Source organism: Paenibacillus elgii NBRC 100335 (assembly GCF_004000865.1).
GTDB classification, from domain to species: domain Bacteria; phylum Bacillota; class Bacilli; order Paenibacillales; family NBRC-103111; genus Paenibacillus_G; species Paenibacillus_G elgii.
Genome location: NZ_BIMB01000007.1, coordinates 106,634 through 127,918, shown reverse-complemented (window position 1 = coordinate 127,918; position 21,285 = coordinate 106,634). Strand labels below are relative to the sequence as shown.

19 protein-coding genes are annotated in these 21,285 nt (G+C 43.4%); 12 read left to right on the top strand and 7 right to left on the bottom strand.

What is annotated here, in order from left to right; genetic code table 11:
- Nucleotides 1–12 precede the first annotated feature (12 nt).
- A complete protein-coding gene (locus PEL01S_RS07675; protein WP_127459906.1) occupies nucleotides 13–3,903 on the top strand; it encodes a non-ribosomal peptide synthetase in 3,891 nt (1,296 codons plus the stop codon).
- Between the two features lie 164 nt (nucleotides 3,904–4,067).
- On the opposite strand, the gene PEL01S_RS07670 is transcribed toward PEL01S_RS07675, so the two are convergent.
- The 3 genes from PEL01S_RS07670 to PEL01S_RS07660 all read right to left on the bottom strand — a co-directional run bounded on the left by PEL01S_RS07670 (nucleotide 4,068) and on the right by PEL01S_RS07660 (nucleotide 6,270).
- On the bottom strand, nucleotides 4,068–4,886 hold the full coding sequence (locus PEL01S_RS07670) for a hypothetical protein (protein WP_127459905.1): 819 nt from the start codon (nucleotides 4,884–4,886) through the stop codon (nucleotides 4,068–4,070).
- A 107-nt stretch (nucleotides 4,887–4,993) separates the two neighbouring features.
- Nucleotides 4,994–5,569: a hypothetical protein gene (locus tag PEL01S_RS07665; protein WP_127459904.1), complete on the bottom strand. Its 576-nt coding sequence runs from the start codon at nucleotides 5,567–5,569 to the stop codon at nucleotides 4,994–4,996.
- Between the two features lie 167 nt (nucleotides 5,570–5,736).
- Nucleotides 5,737–6,270: a JAB domain-containing protein gene (locus tag PEL01S_RS07660; RefSeq protein ID WP_239551442.1), complete on the bottom strand. Its 534-nt coding sequence runs from the start codon at nucleotides 6,268–6,270 to the stop codon at nucleotides 5,737–5,739.
- 97 nt (nucleotides 6,271–6,367) lie between these two features.
- On the opposite strand from PEL01S_RS07660, the gene PEL01S_RS07655 reads away from it, so the two are divergent.
- The gene (locus PEL01S_RS07655) at nucleotides 6,368–7,069 is read left to right on the top strand and encodes a hypothetical protein (protein WP_127459903.1); all 702 of its coding nucleotides are present in this window, start codon (nucleotides 6,368–6,370) and stop codon (nucleotides 7,067–7,069) included.
- 299 nt (nucleotides 7,070–7,368) lie between these two features.
- On the top strand, nucleotides 7,369–10,116 hold the full coding sequence (locus PEL01S_RS07650; protein ID WP_163768208.1) for a restriction endonuclease: 2,748 nt from the start codon (nucleotides 7,369–7,371) through the stop codon (nucleotides 10,114–10,116).
- A 101-nt stretch (nucleotides 10,117–10,217) separates the two neighbouring features.
- Here the strand turns inward: PEL01S_RS07650 and PEL01S_RS34400 are convergent, their stop codons facing one another.
- Nucleotides 10,218–10,367, bottom strand: a complete 150-nt coding sequence (locus tag PEL01S_RS34400; protein WP_163768211.1) for a hypothetical protein — start codon at nucleotides 10,365–10,367, stop codon at nucleotides 10,218–10,220.
- Nucleotides 10,368–10,948: 581 nt separating this feature from the next.
- On the opposite strand from PEL01S_RS34400, the gene PEL01S_RS07645 reads away from it, so the two are divergent.
- Nucleotides 10,949–11,296, top strand: coding sequence for a helix-turn-helix domain-containing protein (locus tag PEL01S_RS07645; protein WP_163768214.1), 348 nt, complete (start codon nucleotides 10,949–10,951; stop codon nucleotides 11,294–11,296).
- Nucleotides 11,297–11,612: 316 nt separating this feature from the next.
- Entirely contained in the window at nucleotides 11,613–12,014 is a 402-nt protein-coding gene (locus PEL01S_RS07640) for a hypothetical protein (protein WP_127459900.1), read from the top strand.
- 543 nt (nucleotides 12,015–12,557) lie between these two features.
- Here the strand turns inward: PEL01S_RS07640 and PEL01S_RS07635 are convergent.
- Nucleotides 12,558–13,142 carry an NAD(P)H oxidoreductase gene (locus PEL01S_RS07635; RefSeq protein ID WP_127459899.1) on the bottom strand — a complete coding sequence of 195 codons (585 nt, stop codon included), beginning with the start codon at nucleotides 13,140–13,142 and terminating at the stop codon, nucleotides 12,558–12,560.
- 171 nt (nucleotides 13,143–13,313) lie between these two features.
- On the opposite strand from PEL01S_RS07635, the gene PEL01S_RS07630 reads away from it, so the two are divergent.
- The 6 genes from PEL01S_RS07630 (at nucleotide 13,314) to PEL01S_RS07605 (ending at nucleotide 18,113) form a co-directional block, all read left to right on the top strand.
- Complete coding sequence (locus tag PEL01S_RS07630) at nucleotides 13,314–13,685, top strand: winged helix-turn-helix transcriptional regulator (protein ID WP_127459898.1); 372 nt, start codon at nucleotides 13,314–13,316, stop codon at nucleotides 13,683–13,685.
- A gap of 30 nt (nucleotides 13,686–13,715) precedes the next feature.
- Nucleotides 13,716–14,759 (top strand): ankyrin repeat domain-containing protein, encoded by a 1,044-nt coding sequence (locus tag PEL01S_RS07625; RefSeq protein ID WP_127459897.1) that lies wholly within the window; start codon nucleotides 13,716–13,718, stop codon nucleotides 14,757–14,759.
- 47 nt (nucleotides 14,760–14,806) lie between these two features.
- Nucleotides 14,807–15,496, top strand: coding sequence for a response regulator transcription factor (locus tag PEL01S_RS07620; protein WP_275587176.1), 690 nt, complete (start codon nucleotides 14,807–14,809; stop codon nucleotides 15,494–15,496).
- Nucleotides 15,496–16,419 carry a sensor histidine kinase gene (locus PEL01S_RS07615; protein ID WP_163768220.1) on the top strand — a complete coding sequence of 308 codons (924 nt, stop codon included), beginning with the start codon at nucleotides 15,496–15,498 and terminating at the stop codon, nucleotides 16,417–16,419. Before PEL01S_RS07620 ends, PEL01S_RS07615 begins: the two co-directional genes overlap by 1 nt.
- Nucleotides 16,420–16,501: 82 nt before the next feature.
- Nucleotides 16,502–17,431 (top strand): ABC transporter ATP-binding protein, encoded by a 930-nt coding sequence (locus tag PEL01S_RS07610; RefSeq protein WP_127459894.1) that lies wholly within the window; start codon nucleotides 16,502–16,504, stop codon nucleotides 17,429–17,431.
- A gap of 1 nt (nucleotide 17,432) precedes the next feature.
- Nucleotides 17,433–18,113 carry an ABC transporter permease gene (locus PEL01S_RS07605; protein ID WP_127459893.1) on the top strand — a complete coding sequence of 227 codons (681 nt, stop codon included), beginning with the start codon at nucleotides 17,433–17,435 and terminating at the stop codon, nucleotides 18,111–18,113.
- Nucleotides 18,114–18,278: 165 nt separating this feature from the next.
- On the opposite strand, the gene PEL01S_RS07600 is transcribed toward PEL01S_RS07605, so the two are convergent.
- Nucleotides 18,279–19,352, bottom strand: a complete 1,074-nt coding sequence (locus PEL01S_RS07600) for a hypothetical protein (RefSeq protein ID WP_127459892.1) — start codon at nucleotides 19,350–19,352, stop codon at nucleotides 18,279–18,281.
- Nucleotides 19,353–19,901: 549 nt separating this feature from the next.
- On the opposite strand from PEL01S_RS07600, the gene PEL01S_RS07595 reads away from it, so the two are divergent.
- On the top strand, nucleotides 19,902–20,384 hold the full coding sequence (locus PEL01S_RS07595) for a hypothetical protein (protein ID WP_063182801.1): 483 nt from the start codon (nucleotides 19,902–19,904) through the stop codon (nucleotides 20,382–20,384).
- A gap of 65 nt (nucleotides 20,385–20,449) precedes the next feature.
- Here the strand turns inward: PEL01S_RS07595 and PEL01S_RS07590 are convergent, their stop codons facing one another.
- A complete protein-coding gene (locus PEL01S_RS07590; protein WP_163768223.1) occupies nucleotides 20,450–21,268 on the bottom strand; it encodes a CPBP family intramembrane glutamic endopeptidase in 819 nt (272 codons plus the stop codon).
- Nucleotides 21,269–21,285: the final 17 nt, after the last annotated feature.

The window sequence follows — 21,285 nt, the reverse complement described above, 5'->3', positions numbered from 1 at the left end:
GAGGAACCACCTATGAATTCCAAGGATAAAATCAAAAAAATCTACCCGCTGGCTCCTTCGCAAGAAGGGATGTATTATCTCTGGCTCTCGGATAAGGAGTCCCGGTACTCTTTTGTACAGATCGAGGCGGTGCTGCGGGGCGAGCTCGACGTCTCCCGACTGGAGCAAAGCATGAACGCTCTCGTGAAGCGGTACGACATCCTGAGAACGGTGTTCGTCCACGACAATTTGCCGCGTCCGCTGCAAGTCGTGATGAAGGAACGGAAATTCCGCCTGCATTTCGAGGACGTGTCGGAGCTGGCGAAGGAACGGCAGGAGGCGTATCTGCGCCAATGGAAGCAGGACAACAAGACGCGGGGCTTCGACCTCAGTAAAGACCTTCTCGTTCGAATGGCTGTGTTCCGGACAGGTCCGCAGGAGTATCGGTGGATCTGGTGCAATCACCATATTATTTTGGACGGTTGGTCGTTTGCGCGAGTGTTCCGGGAGCTGTTGGACAATTACCGCCTGCTGCAAGACAAGCGGGAGCCTGCGACCGTGGAAACGTCCCCTTACAGTCATTATCAGGAGTGGCTGGAAAGACAGGATAAGAAAGCGGGGATTGCTTATTGGCAAAAGACGTTGGCCGGATTGGAGCCGTCCCGGGGCGGTTTTCCTATGGTCGCGCAGGCCCGCTCTTCCGCTTCGGACCCTTTGGGCAAGCCAGCGGTCAAGCCTATGGTCATGAGCGTCAACGCGGAGCTGGGCCAAGACCGGATGGACCGGCTTCAGCAGCTTGCCAGAGCCTGTCAGGCGACGATCAATTCGGTGTTTCAGGCGGCATGGGCCATCGTGCTGCGGCAGTACATGCAGAGCGACGACGTCGTGTTCGGCTCCATCGTGTCGGGAAGGCCCGCCGAGGTGAAGGGGATCGAGGAGATGGTGGGACTTTTCCTCAATACGATCCCTGTCCGTATCCGGCTGCAGCCCGAACAGCCCTTCGACGAATGCCTCAAGCAGGTGCAGCGGCAAGCGCTGGAATCGAAGGTGTACGATTTTGTCCCCTTGCAGGAAATGAATCAGGCCACCGATGTGAAGCATCGGCAGATGGAGCATCTGATGATCTTCGAAAATTTCCCCTTCGACCGGAGGTACGTGGACAATGTCGAGTCGAAGGACCGCTTAGGTTTCGAGTTCGCGGATATTCGCGCCGAAGAGCAGACGGAGCAGTTCAATATCTACGTCTATCCGCAGGATGCCGCCATGAAGTTTAACTTCAACGCATCGCTGTATGAGCCGTGGCTGATGGAGCAGCTCAAGGACCAATTCATCGGCGTGCTGGATCAGATCATGGCGGACGAAACGGTGCCCGTGGGCCGGGTCGAAATGCTGACGCCGGAGGATAAGCGGAAGCTTCTGGGAGACTTTTTCCAGTCGGTCCGGTACGAGCAGGCGGATCGGACGCTTCATGCCTGCTTCGCGGATCAGGCCCGCAAGACGCCGGATCATCCGGCCTTGATCTGCGGCGCTCACACGCTGACGTACCGCGAGCTGCACGAGCGTTCCAATCAACTGGCCCATGTGCTGCGGCGCAAAGGAGTGCAGCCTGACGACCGCATCGGCCTACGGGCGGAACGTTCCGTGGAGATGATCGCCGGCATGCTTGGCATCCTGAAGGCTGGCGCGGCCTTCGTCCCGATCCCGCCGGATTATCCGGCCGACCGGCAAGCCTATATGATCGCCGACAGCGGCATGAAGCTGCTGCTGACGAGTTCGCCGCTGGGGGAGATTCCTTTTGCCGGGGAATGCATCGATCTAAGGGACCCGGAGCTTGACCGCGCGGACCGGGAGGAGCTGTTGTCGCTTTCGGACAGCCGCCATCTGGTTTACGTCATCTATACCTCCGGGACGACCGGGAAGCCGAAGGGCGTCCTGATCGAGCACCAGGGAGCGGTTAATACGGTTCTGGCCCGCCGGGCGGAATACCCGTTCGACGGGACGGCCCGGGTGCTGCAGTTATACTCGTATGCGTTCGACGCCTTCCTGTCCTGCCTGTTTACTCCGCTGCTGTCGGGCTCGACGGTAGTGCTGGCCACGGATGAGGAAGCGCGGAATCCGCTGGCGCTCCGTGACCATATTCGCGACCGGCAGGTGACGCATCTCGACTGCGTGCCCAGCGTGTATACGGCGCTGGTCGAATGTCTAAGCGAGGAGGACGCCCGTTCCTTGCGCGTGGTGACGTTGGGCGGGGAGCGGCTGCCTGCCAAGCTGGTGAAGCGGAGCAGGGAACAGTTCCCGCATATCGAGCTGGTGGACGAATACGGTCCGACGGAGAACAGCATTGTGACGACGCTGGAGCGGAACGTCGTGCCGGATCGGCCCTTATCTATCGGGAAGCCGCTGCCGAACACCCGCGTCTACATATTGAACGACGACCGCGGCTTGGTGCCGGTTGGCGTGAAGGGCGAGCTGTGGATCGCGGGCAGGGGGCTGGCGAGAGGCTATCTGAATCTCCCGGAACGGACGGCCGAATCGTTTACGGATGATCCGTTCTATCCCGGGGAGCGCATGTACCGTTCCGGAGACTTGGCCCGCTGGCTGCCGGACGGGCGGCTGGAATATATGGGAAGAAAAGACGAGCAGGTCAAAATCCGGGGGTACCGTATCGAGCTCGGAGAGATCGAAAGCGTGCTTCGCAGCCATGAGCGGCTGAGTGAAGCGGCGGTGACGGCCTGGGAAGGGGCGAGCGGCGATACCGTGCTGTGCGCCAATTACGTTTCGGCCGCCCCGGTCACTGCGGAAGAGCTTAAGGCATTTGCCGCGACACGGCTGCCGGCTTTCATGGTGCCGTCTCATTATACGGAGCTCAGCGAGATGCCGCTGTCGTCCAACGGCAAAATCGACCGCCGGGCGCTGCCGCAGCCCGAAGTGACGGCTCGTGAAACGGTGGAGGCGGCGGCACAGGCACAGGCCGTTCCGAGCAATCCGTGGGAGCATCGGCTGGCGGCCGTGTGCAGGGAGATTTTGGAGAGGCCGGAGATCGGCGTCACGGACGATTTCTTCGAAGCGGGCGGCAGCTCGCTCCATGCGATGCTGCTCGTGTCGCGGGTCCAGCACGACTATCGGGGCGAGCTTCCGCTGCACGTCATTTTGGAGTCGTCCACGATCCGGGGCATGGCAGCCTTCTTGATGGATAACAGCAAGGCGGATCCCCAGTCTATCGTACGCTTAAACAAAAAGGAGCGTCGCAAAACGCTTTTCTGCTTCCCGCCGATGGGCGGTCTCGGGATCGCGTACTATGAGTTCGCCAAGCAGATGGACGACTGCACGATCTATGCGCTGGATTATATCGATCATCCCGACCGGATGGAGCGCTATGTCAAGCTAATCTCTGCTGCGCAGAGGGAAGGCGATTATACGTTCCTGGGCTACTCCGCCGGGGGGAATCTGGCGTTCGAGGTGACCAAAGCGATGGAGGCGGCCGGGTACCGCGTGTCTAATGTGATTATGCTGGATGCTTTCCGGAAGACCGAGCCGGAGCCCGTGACCGACGAAGACCTGCAAGCGATGTGGGAGAGGTATATCGCCACCCCCGTGATTCGCGAGTTCTATAAAAATTTTCGCATCAACGAACAAGATCTGGAACGCTTGAAGCAATATTCGTTCTATATTTATTTGCTGGATAATATCGGCACGGTCCATGCGGACCTGCATGTCGTTCATTCCACGCAGCCGGAGGACGAGCTTCGTCATCTGCCGAAGGATGAGGCCGATCAACAGTATCGGAACTGGCAAGGGGCCACTTCGGGCCGGGTGGCGTATTATCAGGGCGTCGGGGGACACGAACGGATGCTGGACCCCGAGCACATGGAAGCGAATGTGGAGATTATTAAAGGTATTTTGGGGTCGACGGTTGTGCGGTAGCGTGTGGGCTTGGAGGCTCGCATCGGGGGTGCGTTCCCGGTGCGGGTTTTCTTTTTACGGGGGCGCGGGCTACATGAGCCCGTTTTCCCGTAGGCTGAAACAGGTATATTTATAGCCCCCCTCATTTTCCTTAATATATAGTGAGGAAGTAAAGTTTTATTCAATTAAGGCTGGCTATAAATATTTTTAATTTTTAGTAAATCCTCCAGGGACGGATCCCACGCGACTAGTTTGGGATTTAAGGGAATTGTCTTAGCGCCAACTTTTAATGCCGGTTTTATCATCCATCGCGTATTGTAAGGACCTTTGACATCGAATCTAATGGTATGTTCCATTTTTGGTTTTAGGGTTATTTGACTAAAAGTATTTGAAAGTTGATATCCATTAGGTAAAAGAATGTCGTCTATGACCAAATTTTCATTGGAATCGTTTATAAGATTTGCCTCATATTGAGTTTGAACAGTATTCTGAAATGGCGTGATAAATAAAGGAAGCCAGCTTGTTGTCCGAACCGTAGCAATAGCTTCGGCTTCTGGGAATATCATCCCATGAAAATTGCCTAGGAGAATTTCATATTTTTTGTCTTTCTCGGCAAACTCGACTTGAAGTTTTTCATCGGCTAAATTTCCGGGTTGATCAAAAAAAACATTTAGAAGCATGGAGTAATTCGTGAAATCCTTTTTCTCCTCTTTTTTCAATACTTGATAGGAATCTAGTTTGATTTTATTCGAATTTATTTTTACATTGTAAGTAGACAAATTTCTTTTTTGAAAATCGTAAAACGGAATTTCAACTAGAATTTTCTCATTCGTTTTAGCCACAATGCTATAATTCCATTCATTCAAAAAAAGTAGCTCTTTTGGATATTTAGATTTTTTCTCATTTTCTGCTCTAAATAAAAAAAACAATACTGCTAGAGCGGCTATAATCAAAACAATGATCGATTTAATCAGAATAGAAGCTCTCTTAGTAATAACAATCACTCCCTTTTAGGCTAAAAACGTAGGGGCTAATTACAAAAATATAGATTACATAGTCCACCTATGTAATCTATATTTTCACTTAGTGTCGCGTATTCATAATTCTTAGCTTAATTAAGCTCGACAACCCTATAATCCCATCCTATCCACTGTTTTCCCGTGGCCATCACTTCTTCGGTAAGGCGTCCTTGAAACCCATTAGAAGCATTATAAACCCAGTATTCTTGGTTAAAATCTTTTACTGTATATTTATCTCTAACATCAATCTGCAACACTTGATTATCATATTTATATACAGCTGTGTAATTTGTCGTGGAGGTAGCTGTTCTGCTGATTGTTATACCGATATTGGGTTCTATTTTAGGAATAGGTATCTTCAAGGTCCCATTGTAAGTATCGCTCCATGCTAGACTTTTGGAGCAAGATAAAGAATATCCAATATTCCCTCTTCCAGAAGTACAATAATTAAAAGAACCGTACATTTGATACGGGTCACTCACGTAACCAATTTTCCATTCTGACCAACCAATTGGTTCCATAGGTTTTGGTTCTGTCTTTTCTGGTTCAGCAGAAACAATAGCTGATGAGAAAATCGCGGTTGCCAAGGTAATCGCGGTTAATGCAAATGAACATTTTTTCAAACCGAAGTAGTTTTTTCTTGGAGAATTACATTTTTTAAAGTTCATTTTTGCTCGCCTCCCTAAAATTGGATTTTATCAATGTGTGGTTTCCAAAGTTTGTTAAACCATATACTGCCATTCAATGTATAAAGTATATATAGGAAGAAATTCCTTATTTTTGATTAATTTCCAAGAATATTAAAATTCAGATTCTGGGATTTTCATGTTTTTGGCTACATGAGCCCGTTCTCGCGTAAGCTGAAGTGTTTTCCATCCGCGACGATAATATGGTCCAGCAGCTCGATGCCGAGGATTTCTCCAGCGTTCTTTACCCGTTCGGTTAGCTCCACATCTTCCTTAGACGGCGTTGTGTCGCCACTCGGGTGGGCATGGGCCAGAATAATGCTGGCGCTACTGCTCAATATGGCGGATTTGAACAATTCCCTCGGCGTGACGAGTGCCGCATCGAGGGTTCCGATGGAGACGACTTCGAGCACGGTTATTGTGTTTCTGATGCTTAGGCAGATGAGCAGACAGTATTCGCGGTTGACGTCGCTCAAGTACTCCGTTACGAGCTTATACGCATCCTCGGGGCAACGGATTTTGTCGGTTTTGTATCCAGACTTTGTTTTATTGACAAAAGTTTCTTTTGATTTCCAATCTTGGCTGGTACAATACGCATAGATATCTCTAATGGAAGTATTATCTTTAAGGGATTCAGAACTAATACAGACGTAGCCAATGACGTTCTTAATTTCATTTTTCATTAATCGATCCTGCAGCTTGAAATCTTCATAAAAATTCATATGGAGATTGTACGTGGTAGGGGATGTACAAATTCTATCTTGTTAACTAAGGTGACTTATGGCAGAAATAATAAAATTAATTAAAGAGAACCTAGCCACACTTAATTCTTTCCAATATTTCATTATTATTGCACTTGTTCTGCTTGCTTTACCTGTTATCTATAAGACGTTAAGAGCTTTTTATAAAGATAGATTAGAGGCCAAGGATGATCTGATCAAGAGTAAAAATGAACTACTTGCGACACATAAAGAAAGATTTGAATTAACTATATCGGATTTTAACAATCAAGTAAGTACTCTGCAAAATGATATTGATCAAAAGACCGATATATTGAAATCTATAGCCTCAAATTTTCGGAAATTGGATCAGGATTATAAGAAATTATCAGATTTAAACCGTCTTGTAAATAGTTACTCAACGGCTAGCCTGGATGTTGCAATATGCCAAATTACATCTTTAAAATCTACAATAGACATGGTTAGTTTCTGCAAGTCAATGATTATACTATTATTAATTCATAATGCTCAGTCAGAAGTGGTACAAAATATTGTTAAAACATCTATGGAGAAAATCCAACTAATTGAAGATGATTTGTTGGTAGTTAACGAAATCTGGGGTAATATTAATTCTTCCAATTATGATACTGAAGCTAGCAAATTAGAGTCTATTAATAACGCAGTTTATCCGAACGTAAAAGAAATAATGGACAGTCTTCATGATCTGATAAACTCCTTATCCACCGATTCAAATGAAACATAAAATGGCTCTGTAAAATTAAGCATGAAACCTTGAAATCGAGTAAAGTCAGGCAAACAACATCATTGAATAACTCTATTTTAGAAGGAATGAGAATGTGAAGTAAATTATTTACACAAAAGGATCTTAATGTATTAATTAGGGGGGATATAAAAAATCCTGTAACATATAAAAAACCTGGTAAAATCAGAGATACATAAATTTTAATATCCGTAGAACAAGCTACCCAGAATAATCTTATGCATGATATAATTAAAAATAGTCTGAAATTCCTAATTAATACAGCGAAAGAAGGTTATGGGATGGGACTGTGTGCTATTGAGGTGGTAGTAAGTGATACTAAAAGTACGACCTTTAAAGGAAACCTGTTAGAGCAACTTGGTAAAGAAGTTCTAGAAACCATGCAATACGATGTAATTGAACAAGTTAGGATAACAGGTGCTGAAATTGATCTATTTGCAGTACATAAGGTATCCGGTGAAAAAATATATGTTGAATGTAAAGCGCATAAAGATAACCTTTCAGCTGATGTTTTATCCAAAATTATTGGCAACGTGTTAATACATTCTGCTTCTTCGGGCTGGCTATTAACCACTGGTCCTCTTGGAAAAGATGCGAAAGGTTCAATGATTGAATGGGAGAGTAGGGAAACAAAGGAAAGAAAGCTCCTTCAAATTTATACAGCCGATCGATTAATTAAGTTATTAATATCAACAAATAAAATATGTTCAAATAATAAATTGCAATTTCCGGTTGTTAATGGTCAATTTTCTGATGACCATTGTTTATTAATAACAGAGTATGGTCGGTTTTGGGCTATACCAATTATTAATATTAATACTGGGACACCATATGCCGTAATGTTATTTAGTACAGATTCAGGAGAACCTATCAAAAGTAGAGAACTAATAGTAAATGTCTCAAAACTAAATTCTACATTTAAAGATCTAGAGTGGATTATTAGTTCCTCTGAGTCTAATACTTCAAAAAAATTATTGATAAGCTCGAACTACAATACTGAAGAATCTCAGGCTATTGTTAAAGTGTCTGCGGGTGACCAATGGGCAGATTACAGACCTTCACGACCAGAGGATTTTGTAGGTAGAGAAGATACCCAATCCGAGGTCTTTCGATTTTTGGATAGTGTGCGATTAGCATCTACGTCTACTCGTTTATTTGCTTTAAAAGCTCCCTCTGGATGGGGGAAAAGTTCGGTTGTTCTTAAACTAGTTGATAGGTGTAAGAATACACGCAATAAAGGTAAGTATTTCATGTATGCAGTTGATGTTCGAGCAGCAGTTAGTCAACGATATGGCGAGTTAGCATTAGTTTCTTGCATAAAGGAAGCAATAAGCTCTGGATTTATAAAAGAGCCCTCTGAAGAAATAAAAATATCAAGCACTTTAAATCCCTTTACCCATGCAAGTATAGCTGAAGTATTAGATGTTCTTCGAAAAGAAGAGAAGGTAATTGCGTTAGTTTTTGACCAATTTGAAGAAATATTCTCAAAAAAAGAACTTTCTAATCTATTTGAAAACATTCGTTCCCTTTGTTCTGCTGTTGATGGGGCTCAAGAGAATTTTGTACTTGGGTTTGCGTGGAAGTCTGATGGACACATCCCTCAAGATCATCCGGCATACTTTATGTGGCATAATCATGCTGACAGACGAAAAGAATTTACTTTAGGTCCTTTCTCTACAAAAGATATATCGAAAGCCTTATCTATTTTTACAAAAGAAATAGGGACACAATTAAATCCCATACTAAAGAGACATTTAATTGATCATTGTCAAGGGTATCCATGGTTGTTAAAAAAATTATGCATACATGTATTTAATTTGGTGAAAACAGGAATAGATCAGTTAGAGGTTCTTGGAAAAGGTTTGAATATAAAGGAACTTTTCGAAAAAGATTTAACTGAACTTAGTTCTACTGAGTTATCATGTATAAACAAAATTGCTATTGATTCTCCTGCTGACTTCTTTCAAATTGAACAAATATATAGCGGTGACATAGTCCATAACTTGATTAATAGAAGGCTTGTATTAAGAAAAGGAGATCGTTTAATTCTCTATTGGGATATTTTTAGAGACTATGTTATTACTAAGGAAGTACCTAATATCCCTATTACTTATATTCCACAAACAGAGTATAGAAGATGCATGGGTGTCTTAAAAATCATTCTTGAACATGGAAGAATGACTTTATCTGAACTGACTGAACAACTTGGAATCAAATCAAAAGCGACAGAAAATGTAATTCGTGATTTAGTGATGATTGGTACAGTTGAAAGGAACAAGGAAATCGTATCAGTAATACAAAAATCAGAATTTGATTCTGTAAAAACAACATATTTATTTCTTAAAAATCATGTATTAACAAAGTATTTACTTGAGGAAAAAGGAACAGGTTTAATCACAAATGAAAATGAAGTAAATGTTATTTTAAGGGGAATATACCCGTCAGCAGACTATTCAGAACAGACATGGAAGATTTATACTAGCAGGATATTAAGATGGCTTGATGGTATTGGGATTTTATTTTATAAATCTGGAAATTACTACTTTTCAGACAAGCCGATCAGATTAATTCAAGATATTCCTTCGGCTTCAAAAAGAGGCAGGTTAAAACCTAAAAGGCTCTCGAACTTTTTAGGCGAGGCACCTCCCAGCAGAGTTCTTGATTTAATAAATAAGATAAAGAGTGGTCAAAAAGATGAGGATATATTGATAAGCCTCGGTTATAGAAATTCTATTTCTCTTCTATATTCTTTAGATTTGATACAAAAAGAAGATAACATCTTGAAAATTGTTGATTCAAGTTTAGATTATTCTAAGTTGGCTGATGTTGTAAGAGAAGCAGGAACAATAAAGCTTGGCTTAGATATTTACGAACGAAATCCCAATTTAAATAGTATTGAACTAGGGGAATTTATATCGAAGAAATTGGGGAAAACTTGGAGCCAAGCTTCTATTAGAAGATATGGGAATGCACTATTACAATGGATTGTATGGTTAAAAAATCCAAATTATCAAATTTATATGTTTTAAAGTATGGTTCTAGTTTTATTCGTGAGTGTTGGTGATGATAAAAAGATTATGTTTTTGCTTTAATATGATAATTAAGTGAATTTAGGATTAAAAGGAGCCACTCAGATGGCTCTTTTTTCGTAGTCGGAACGCAGCGGCGGCTTTCCAGCCTCGATAAAACGTTCTCTTGAGGAAAGCCAGCAAGACATCGTGTTTTCTTCACTGCTGAAGATACGCATGAAATTTTTTTGAGGATCAAGCAACTCAGCCATCAAATCAATTATCCTTTTAGCGACCTCTTAGACGCATCAAGTAGATAAGCTCATCCGCCTGTTCAGTTATGGTCTCATATAATAAATTGATGGGGAGAGTTTATTCTGAACTCAAGAGATACTTAGTGAAACTGCGTTAACGAAAGCGTTGCTATGGGTATAAAAAATCATTTGAGCGATACTGCCAGACTCAAACCATCTTCATCAATCATGAGTTCGGATTCCCTGTAGCGATATGATAGGTTATGGATACTGATTTTTTGCACGGAGTGTAGTAAAGGTATAATTTCCTCAATGCTCTGCACGGTTGTTTCGTGGATTGATTCGTCGGGAAGTAGCCATATAATTTTAATTTGGGGCTTTTTTCGGGCTTGAAATTTAAAGATCATAACAAGAACTAATGAAATGAGACTCATGATTCCAAACCAAGCAAGATAAATCATAGTACCATCTCCAATACAATTTTTTATTGCATGCAAAACTTGATGATACTTCAATATTATAAATACAAATTGAATTTTCGTCAAATTCATTTTGAAGAAAGTTCAAGTTTCGTATACTTGAACTCAGAGGTGGGGCCGATGACTTTCGGAGAGCGGTTAAAACAATCCAGAAATCGAAAGCAGATGACACAGGAGCAAGTAGCCCAGAGAATCGGGATTGATTTTACCACAATATCCAAGTATGAAAATGATAGATCGCAACCCGATAACGAAGTGCTGCAGAAGCTTGCGCAATTGTATGGCGTGTCGATTGATTGGCTTTTGGTAGGAAGTTTGAATGAACCCGGGGACAAGAAAAAGATAAACCGGCTGATTATTGATGGGGAACCGGAAGAACTGACCGCAGATGAAGCAGGACATTTGAAGGATAGCTTGGAAATGTATAGATTGCTCAAGGAAAAGCGAAGTAAGGAAGCTAAAAATTGAAGATAAATGACATCATGGTCTGCTCTTCTTCAGAGAAGGTGGATACATGATGTCATTTTTTGTTTGGTGATACTAAGCACGAACGGGGGCTGGCTCTCTCACCGTTCGGCAAGAGCAAGGGTGTCCTTCTCTTGATAGAGTGAGACAGAAAGTGTAATTAATTTAATAGAGATAACCAAGGAAACTTATATGTGGGTAGTTTTAGTGAACCTAAAATGGATATTTTCGATATTGCTAGTTTAAATAAAATTTCAACTGTTACGTTTGATGATAAGATCATTATTCCGGTTAATTAACAACCGAAAGGGGTGTTATGATGAATAAAAGGAAGTATCTATTATTCAGTCTTTTGGGGTTAGTGATTGTAAGTGGGTTGATGATCAGTTCTCTTACCTTTGATGAAATAGGGAAAATAGGAAGTCAGTCAGGGGATACAAACGAAAAAGAAAAGATCAAAAAAGACTTTCTTTATTCTTTAAATATTGACGAACATTTATCAGAAGAAGAAATACAGCAACTTTCAGGTGAGTATGATTTTAAAACAAATGATTATTATATTGAAGCGATTTATAAAAACGAGCCGAGTGTAATCTATGTGTATTACAAAAATCAGAATGGGGGTTTTAAATTAGGAGGGGTTTTAGGGGAGGGGCAAGGTAAATCCCCCGAAGAATTGTCTAATGACCATATATTTTCAAGCTATATAAAGGGTACTTAAGATTTCAACTAAATAAGCAAGCGATCGATGGTTTACCGAGCATGTTTATTAAGCCGATTCATAAAGGCTGTGACGTCATTCCTCAGCCATTTCCAACCTCCTTCCAACAAATCGGGACTGTAGGGCGGAAGAAAGAGAAGAGCAGGCACCAGTTAGAGGTGTTTTAAAAATTATTGAATGGAAATTGGGCACTTATAAAAACCCTTATCTATGCGGGAGACAGGTATGCATTTGAAGAAGAACCCTCATGTGGCCGGAAGAACCGATCATAGATAAAGCCGGACACTTAAGGGATAGGCTGGAGCATATTGGAAATGTATAGATTGCTCAAGGATAAGCGAAGCAAGGAAGCTAAAAATTGAAAATAAATGACATCATGATGATCTGCTCGGCTTCAGAGAAGGTGGATACATGATGTCATTTTTAATTTGGCGATGCGAAGCACCATACAACAAAAAGGACACAACTCGTTTCAACGGTTGTGTTCTTTTTGCCATTCGAGCAAACCACAGATTTCTCTACGCGTGCATGAAAAGACGTAAGTTACACCCTTGAATCGTTGTCATAATAGAGTCCCAGATGGTAAGCTCGCATCAGGAGATTCTCAAAAATTTCCGGCCTTGAATCCAAGGTATCGTATAATATCTCAACCTTACTATTCGAGATTCCGCAGTAATTGGCGATTCCGACGTTCAGATGTTGGGACAGCATCTTATCGTATTGTCTCTTCTCGAAGAGTTCTTTCGGAGCCGCTGCCAAACCAAGCCACAGTACTTGTTTATGATGCAATTTATTGGAGCCGTACGCAAAACCATTGTTCCATACCCGGTCGATATATCCCTTGAGCATGGCAGGCAAATTGAACCACCAGATCGGGAAAATATAGGCGAGTGCATCGTACTTCTTCATTCGTTCGATTTCGGCCTCAACCTCAGGCGAATAGATCTTGTGATCGGACGACCAATCGGGTTCATCCGCTTCCCACAACACGGGATTAAAGCCGCTGCGATGCAGATCCAGCATCTCCGTTTCGTGGCCCGCATCAGCGAGTCCCTGTAGAAACCTGTCTGCAACAGAAAAAGTCAAGGAATTCACCCTGGGGTGCGATACAACGGTCAAGATTTTCATCGAGTTCACCTTCCATCTCTCAACTTTTACCTTCGAATGAGGTACGATGAAATTATCTCTTATGCAGGAAAAAAAGGGAAGAACGCACTTTTATGTTCTATAAGCACCAAAAAGTAATATAGGAACCAAAAAGTAACTATACCCAAGGACCGACGAGAGGATGGTTAACCCATGGAAAGGCAGGCAACACGGACGTTTAACATCCCCGCAGAAGCGACATTGGAGGTGTTAGGGGGGAAATGGAAACTGCTGATTTTATGTCATTTAAACTGCGGCCCCGGGCCGAAGAGAACGAGTGAATTAAAAAAGGCCATTCCCGAGATTACACAAAAAGTGTTAACTCAGCAGCTTCGGGAGCTGGAGGAAGACGGCATCATCATAAGAACGGTATATAATGAAGTGCCGCCGAAAGTGGTCTATGAATTGAGTGAATTAGGATTGTCGTTGAAATCCATATTAGACCAATTGGGCGAGTGGGGCGAGCAATATATCCATCAACGCGAATGGAAGTCCTCCTGCTCGGAATGCTCCCAAAATGCTTAAAATCGTGAAAAGACATGGAGGCCGAAATAGATGAACAACCTTGCTGATTTAATAGACGCGATTATCAACGAACCTATGCTAAGTGAAAAAACGTATACCTATTTAATTTTAGGCACGGAGAATTCGTTTACGAGCGGATACTTTCCCATTTTCGAAAATGAAGTTTCCTATGATGGTCACACCACGATCGCTCTTTTTGATAAATATATGAACGAAATTGAGGAACTCATGCTGGGAAAGGGCATTCTTTGTATCAAAGTCGACGCTGGCAAATTAGTTGAGCATGGCCTTGTGAACGATACGAATCCTGAGCTTTTTGATACGGATGCCTTTGAATTAATCATTCACCAGAGATATGGCTTGGAACCAAAGGAAGAGGAAAGAAAAGAAGTCTTACAGCAATCGTTAAAAGCAGAAAAAATAAAGAATACATTGGTGTTTGCGTGTTATATGAATGACATGGAGAAAATTAAAGAGCTGGTCACTCGCGCGAGCAAATCCGATTTGGACAAAGTTCTTAAGTATCGCGGCACTTCATTGCAGTTTTGCAGCAAACACAATAATTTGGAGGCATTTAGATTAGTGGCCGAGAAGGGGGCAAACGTAGGTAAACGTTCTCTGACTCAAACGCCGCTTGAAATTGCTTTTAAACACTCAAGCGATATTGTGAATTATATTCGTCTGGAATTTCCGGATGTTTATCAAAAAGAGGTGAATAAGAAGGGCTTCGGGATTGCTCTTCATTGTAGAGACGAAGCTCTGCTGGAAGATATTCTAAGGTTGGGCTGTGATGTGAACCAGGAAAAGAAGTCATTCCCTCCTCTACATAGCTTTGCGGATTTCAATAACATTGTGGGGATCAAATTCCTGCTGGATCACGGAGCTAATCTTGAATGTAGAAATGATTATAAACAAACCGCCTTGCATCGAGCGATTAGGAGGGAAAATGTTGCCGCGATTGAGCTGCTGTTAGCATATGGCGCGGACATTCATGCTACAGATCGAGACGGGAAGACAGCTGTAGATTTAGCCAAAGCATGTGTAAACAAAGCCATTCTTCATATGATGGATTAACATGTTGGAAGTAGAACTGCGATTAGTATAATCAGGAGGTGAAAGATTTGTCCACAATATTGGTAGTAGAAGATGATGCGGAGATTCGTGAGATGATTGTCAATCATTTAAAGGTAGAGAACTTCGATGTTGTCGAAGCAGCCGACGGTGAGGAAGCCTTGTCTACCTTCAACAAGCGTGAGTTTGATCTCATTTTATTAGATATGATGCTGCCGAAGTTAAACGGTAAGAAAGTGATGGCCCATATTAGAGAGCGTTGTTTGGTGCCATTGCTCATTATATCGGCTAAGGATTCGGAAACGGATAAGATTCTCGGTCTCGAATTGGGTGCGGACGACTACATAACAAAGCCGTTTTCGATGGGCGAGTTAACCGCACGGATACATGCTCTGCTGCGAAGGGCCAGTTACCGCCATTCACCACCTCAAGAAACGATCATACGTTTAGGGAACCTGGAATTAAACATGGAAGACTATTCGCTAATCAAGCCAGACCGGAAGATCAATCTTACCGCCAAAGAGTTCGAGATCCTTAAGCTATTTTTCACCTATCCCAAAAAAGTCTTTACGAAAGCACAGATCTATTCGAGTGTATGGATGGAGGAATTTGTTGGGGACGACAATACGGTAATGGTACATATCAGCCGTCTGCGCGATAAGATTGAAGATGATCCTGCTGAGCCGCGGATTATTAAGACGGTATGGGGAATCGGATACAAGATGGGAGATCCGGCATAATGTATATGCTTTCCGGGCTATGCATTGTGTTGCTGCTCATCCTTATCTATGTTCTTCTCCAATTGAGATTCAAGAATCAGCACATCCGCCAAATCGCAAAATCAATTGGAAATTATTCGCAAGATTCGGTGCATTCCAGGGTCAGATTGGTGACAAATGATCCGAATTGCCGTCAATTGATTGAAAATATCAACCATCTTCTAGGGGAACATGAAAACTACCGCATCCGTGAAGCGGAGACGCGGGATGAGATGGGCAAAATGTTATCTAACGTTTCGCATGATCTGCGTACACCGATGACGATCATACTTGGATATATTAATGCACTGACCGCCAATACCAATTTGAACAGCGATCAGGCAAAAGCCTATCTTATCAAAGTAGAAAGCAAAACAAAAGAGCTCATTGATATGATGAATGATTTTTTCTCCCTGTCGAAGCTGGAATCGGGGGATGTGCAGATAAAACTTTCGAAGCACAATGTATCGGAGGTTGTACGGGAAAATATATTGGCCTATCACGATATCATTACGGGATTGGAGCGCAAGGTTGACATTCGCCTTCCCGAAGAAGACTGTTATGCGCTAACGAACCGGGAAGCACTCAACCGTATTTTAAGCAATCTGATCAGCAATGCCATCAAATATGGCGCAGATGGGGATACCATCGGGTTTACCGTTACCGACGAGAACGATAAGGTATACATCGAGATCTGGGATAACGGTAGAGGCATTCCGCATACACAGGTCACCCGAATTTTTCAGCGTTTGTATACCTTGGAAGAATCGCGCAGCAGAGATTTGGAAGGAAGCGGGTTGGGCCTCGCCATCGTGAAGGTTCTAGTGGAGAAAATGGGGGGAGAGATTGAGGCGCAGAGTCTTCCTTACGAGAAGACCTGCTTTCGCTTTTATTTGAGAAAGTAAGGAATATGTATGAATTAAGACAGAGCTTTTACAGATCTGTCTTTTATCATGTAGAGGTGAGAAACTCGAAGGGAGAAGAGTGATGGCATACGCGATACAAACTTACAACTTGAGTAAGCGAGTCGGGGGACATACGATTGTCGACAATCTCAATATGAATGTAAAAGCCGGAGAAATCTACGCTTTTTTGGGCGGTAACGGTTCCGGTAAAACAAGCACGCTCAAGATGATCGCCAATCTGTGGAAACCCACCTCAGGCCGCATTGAAGTATTTGGGAAGACCATTCAACCCCAATCTTACGAATATTTACAGAACATCGGCAGCATCATCGAATATCCCAGCTTCTACGACAGGCTGTCCGCTCGTCAAAATCTAGAGATCCATAAAAAGCTAAGTGGCTATGAGGAGAAAGGTTGTATTGATCATGCATTGAAGCAGGTCGATTTGACTTTTAGCAGTGACAATCCGGTCTCAACGTTCTCCTTGGGCATGAAGCAGCGGCTGGGGCTTGCCCGTGCGATTATGACACGTCCCTCTCTGTTGCTGCTGGATGAGCCGATCAACGGCCTCGATCCGGGGGGAATAAAGGAAATACGCAGTTTACTCATCGACTTGGCCAAACAGAGAGGGTTGACGATTGTGATTTCCAGCCATATCCTAAGCGAGCTGGAGCATATGGCATCGACGGTCGGGATTATTCACCGAGGGAGAATGTTGAACGAGCTTTCCTATAAAATGATTTCGGAAATGAACCGCCAAAGCATCGAATTTACGGTGGACGACGGGCAAAAAGCCGCCTTTCTGTTACATGAGAAGCTTGGTTTATCTAATTTCACGGTCGTTGATCCTCATACGATTCGCATCTATGAACGTTTAAATGAAGGCGGCAAAATCAATGGATTGCTCTCGAGCGAAGGAGTGGAGGTGCGATCCATGGTGACGAAGCAAGATACGCTGGAGGATTATTTCTTTGCGATGATAGGCAAAAATAATACAGGGGAGGAGAACTAGCATGGGAGTTGTTATTCAATGCGAGCTTATGAAGCTTAAGCATCGAGGACGAATATTTGGCATTATTGGAGCTTCGTTGGTAGTCGCAGGACTGATGGTTCCTATCTTTTTGCTATTGGAAACTGGCATGAATGATTGGAACACCATCTTTGTGGTTAGCTTCATCTTATCCGCCTTCGTAACGCAGATTTTCCTGTGCGTCCTTTCAGGAGAAATCTTCACGCAGGAATATGAACAGAAAACAATGAATGTCATGCTCATGTATCCGCTCGCCCGCTCTCGACTCTACTACGGGAAGATGGCCGTCATGTTCGTGTATGCCTTGTTTGCAACAGTATGTTCTGCTTTGTTTCCCTTGATCGCCATTTCGATTGTAAATATTTTTCATGTTAGTGTGACCGAACCGTTCACATTCGGGCATGGGTTAACCTTTGTTTTATTAATAATCGTCTTTAGCGTGACCCATACAGCGGGATCGATCGTTTACAGTTACTTTTCAATTGTACGGCGATCCACGCTGCTTAAGGTCCTTGCTTGTATCCTGCTCATTTCTCCATTCGGGGGTGGTGAGACGGGAGAAAATGTCCTTTTCCGATTGATCTCGGTCGGGATCATGACGATATTATCGCTCTTGTTTCTCATCCCAACCTTGAAGACACTGAAATACGAAGACGTTGGTTAAGACAATATCGGTTTAACGGAGGTGTACCAAATCATTATGGGAAACAACAAAAGGAATACGGTTTATTTTCTAATTTTCATTGCCGCAATTTTAATCATGATTAATATAACTCTTTCATTGACTGTTTCTTGGTGGTAGCGTGTAAAGTGACGGCGAAATTTTAGATCACAGATAGATCCTTCGGGCCTCCTCGTCGAAGAATTCGACTACATTTCCATACTCGGTTATATCTATACGGTTCTGCCTCATAATCTTCTGAATGAAGATGGCATCCGTAAAGATTTTATTGATGATCGTTTCGCACCATGACGGAGTGCCTTTAAAGTAATCCACCAAATCATGAATTTCATCAAATTTAAAATAAAGGATATAACAGACATAATTCTGAAGCAGCGTACGGAAACCATGTTCGCGATAAGGGTTAGAGCGTTGGTCAGAGAGAAAGTCTCTCATCATCCCAAATACCGTTGTTTTATTCTCGGCGTAGCTATGGATCAAATAATCGACGTCATTGATCAGCCGTAATACATCTTCCAATCCTTCTTCCGGAGGCATGGCCAGCTTGGGCGATTTTCCCTCTATTGCCTTTAACAGCTCCAGCGTGAGATGTTTGCAGGCGTTTATTTCATGGGGTGCGATGACTAATTTATCTCTATGCTTGTCGAGATGCTCACTGTAGTAATCGTGGTATACAGAGAAATAATGCTCCATATGGATATTGGTTTTCGTATGAACCAGATCTTGCCCGCGGAATGAAAAGGAGTAGAGGGTCTCCTCATTCACCGGATGAGTATAAAGATAGAAAAAGAAGAAAAAGTCTCGTAATTGCTGTTTCTGTTCATCGTTCAAGCTGGTAGTATCCGTCAATTGAGCTAACTGAAAAAAACAATAGTTCTTCATAAAATCATTCATGGCATTGTACGGATTGATCTTGATAATGGACATCGTCTTGTTGATCGTAAACAACAGATAATAGAGAATCAGTTCATCATAGACATCCAGATGTTCAAAAAAAGCCGAGAGCACAGGCTTCCAGTCCGGGTTTGCGATGTAATTGGGATCTTGTGGTTGTAATTCATCCGTCCACTCGATAAACGACTCATTCTCATGACCGATAAAGAATAATTCTGCGCTATCGTCTTCACAAAGGCTGTATTCAAAGCAGTCCGTTTGAACGGACGGTAATCCTCTGTTGAATTTTAGATTCAGATATTCGTTATATAGTAATTGAAGCTTCATTAGTCGTGTCCTCGGTTCCTATAGGATTCAACTCATATTAACGTAGGGGTGGGAAGATTTCTCGCTCCCTACCTTGGAAATATTCTACATCTAGTGGGGCATTCCTTCTGGGCTATTGATCGACGAGCGTGCGAGGTAAAAATCGGTTACAGAGAGCGGCTGAACTAAAGGTTAGGCTACGGGACATGCCATTAGTAAATAAAGCGTTTAATAAAACAACGAAGGAGCTGCCGAGGCACGCTCCTTTCGTATTTTTCGCCGGTTAACCTGATAGCTGAACCGTACCATAAGTGACGAATTAACTATATGGTAAGGATGCAACGATGTTTTGAATCGGGCGATTGCTGATTGCGCACGAATTATGGCTCCGGTACGACCAATGAACACCGCGCAGATTTCAAAGCCACGTTTGCATTAACTAAATCAATAAACAAGCAGGTTAATATTATTTTCTTATAAACTACAAAAATTGCAAATACTTACTTTTAATTGATATAATGTTATTGTTTTACTGTATTATTATACCTATATTCCATAGGAGTGATTAAATTGAAAATTTTTAAAAAGATTTGTATGGTTTCGGCTCTTGCATGCTTGACTTTTGCAGTACCCGTCAGTGCGGCGGATGTGACTGTTTCGACAAGTCCCGCTGATTTTCATGTTGGTAAAGCAACACCTGAGACAAGCAACAAGTTTTCAATGGCCAGTGATCCTAGCGGGAGTTATACTCTCAAACCGTGGGAAACTCGATCATTTAGCTGGTTATATCCTGGAGACGGTCCTATTAGATTTGAGGTGAATCAACAGGGTGTACTCGGTGGCGTTGCATTTTTAAAATATCAGCTTTACAAAAAGAAAAATGGAGATTGGGAGCCGATAAAGGACTACTCAATTGGAGGAAATGGATTTCATAGTGATTCTATTGAAACTGAACCATCAACGTTTTATCGTCTCGATATCACAAATGTCATGTACTACTCTGGCACTACCGATGTCAAGATCGATGTCCAATTTTATAATCTCCAATACTAAGAGTATAGAAGGATCATCACAAAGAATCGCCGATTCTTTGTGATGATCCTTCATGAGGGTTGGGATCAGGCAGCACTGTTCGTGCCTTCCGTAACCGGGGGCCGCATTCTTTGGATCAAGCACATAAAGATGCCTCCCACGAGTAACATCACCGCGACAATCCAAGTATAGTACAGAGCCGCGCTTCCTTTATAATCGGTTAAGAGGAACGAGAAATCAAAGAGAATATTCGTTATTCCATGGGCCACAGCAGCAGGCCATACAGAGCCTGACTTCAGAGTCAACCATGCGAATATGAACGACATGCCGATGCATGCTAGCGGCATCAAGACAAGTGCCCCTAGCAACGGCGCACCTTTAAAGGTAGCTCCCGTGAGGGTAACCCCGAAATGCCAGTATCCCCATACGACACCCAGAATCATAATCCCCTTCACGGAACCGAATGAAGCGATCATCCGGCTTTGCGCATACCCTCTCCAGCCCAACTCTTCGCCAAGCGCGAACAGGCAAGATTTAGCTACGACCACGAGGATCGTGACGAGGAGATTCAGCGTGAAGCTGTCCGTCATAGCCATAAGCTTGTAATCCCCCCATCTGATGCTGCCCTCGAATAATAGAGCCGAGCCTGCGGTGGTAATGACAAACGTTAGGACGGGAATTGCAGCTGCCATAATCAAATCATAGGGGCGGCATAATCGTAAACCAAGCGTTCCGGGCCGCGGCGTCTTGCCGAGCAAGGTGAATACCACGGCAGCTATGCCTGGCACCCACATCATCAAGAGGATATTTGCGGGGGTGTAAGCCGCCCCGATCACCGCTTGCATCATGAAAGTAATCCCAAGCGTTATCCCCAGATAATAGACAATCGTTCGTTTAAGCGGCATCATTATAGCCTCCTAAT

Coding starts and splice junctions, on each gene's coding strand:
- PEL01S_RS07640 (WP_127459900.1), top strand. CDS start 11,613: ATGAATAAAAGGAAGTATCTATTATTCAGTCTTTTGGGGTTAGTGATT.
- PEL01S_RS07615 (WP_163768220.1), top strand. CDS start 15,496: ATGTATATGCTTTCCGGGCTATGCATTGTGTTGCTGCTCATCCTTATC.
- PEL01S_RS07665 (WP_127459904.1), bottom strand. CDS start 5,569: ATGAACTTTAAAAAATGTAATTCTCCAAGAAAAAACTACTTCGGTTTG.
- PEL01S_RS07635 (WP_127459899.1), bottom strand. CDS start 13,142: ATGAAAATCTTGACCGTTGTATCGCACCCCAGGGTGAATTCCTTGACT.
- PEL01S_RS07610 (WP_127459894.1), top strand. CDS start 16,502: ATGGCATACGCGATACAAACTTACAACTTGAGTAAGCGAGTCGGGGGA.
- PEL01S_RS07645 (WP_163768214.1), top strand. CDS start 10,949: ATGACTTTCGGAGAGCGGTTAAAACAATCCAGAAATCGAAAGCAGATG.
- PEL01S_RS07590 (WP_163768223.1), bottom strand. CDS start 21,268: ATGCCGCTTAAACGAACGATTGTCTATTATCTGGGGATAACGCTTGGG.
- PEL01S_RS07630 (WP_127459898.1), top strand. CDS start 13,314: ATGGAAAGGCAGGCAACACGGACGTTTAACATCCCCGCAGAAGCGACA.
- PEL01S_RS07650 (WP_163768208.1), top strand. CDS start 7,369: ATGGGACTGTGTGCTATTGAGGTGGTAGTAAGTGATACTAAAAGTACG.
- PEL01S_RS07655 (WP_127459903.1), top strand. CDS start 6,368: ATGGCAGAAATAATAAAATTAATTAAAGAGAACCTAGCCACACTTAAT.
- PEL01S_RS34400 (WP_163768211.1), bottom strand. CDS start 10,367: ATGGCTGAGTTGCTTGATCCTCAAAAAAATTTCATGCGTATCTTCAGC.
- PEL01S_RS07660 (WP_239551442.1), bottom strand. CDS start 6,270: ATGAAAAATGAAATTAAGAACGTCATTGGCTACGTCTGTATTAGTTCT.
- PEL01S_RS07605 (WP_127459893.1), top strand. CDS start 17,433: ATGGGAGTTGTTATTCAATGCGAGCTTATGAAGCTTAAGCATCGAGGA.
- PEL01S_RS07625 (WP_127459897.1), top strand. CDS start 13,716: ATGAACAACCTTGCTGATTTAATAGACGCGATTATCAACGAACCTATG.
- PEL01S_RS07600 (WP_127459892.1), bottom strand. CDS start 19,352: ATGAAGCTTCAATTACTATATAACGAATATCTGAATCTAAAATTCAAC.
- PEL01S_RS07675 (WP_127459906.1), top strand. CDS start 13: ATGAATTCCAAGGATAAAATCAAAAAAATCTACCCGCTGGCTCCTTCG.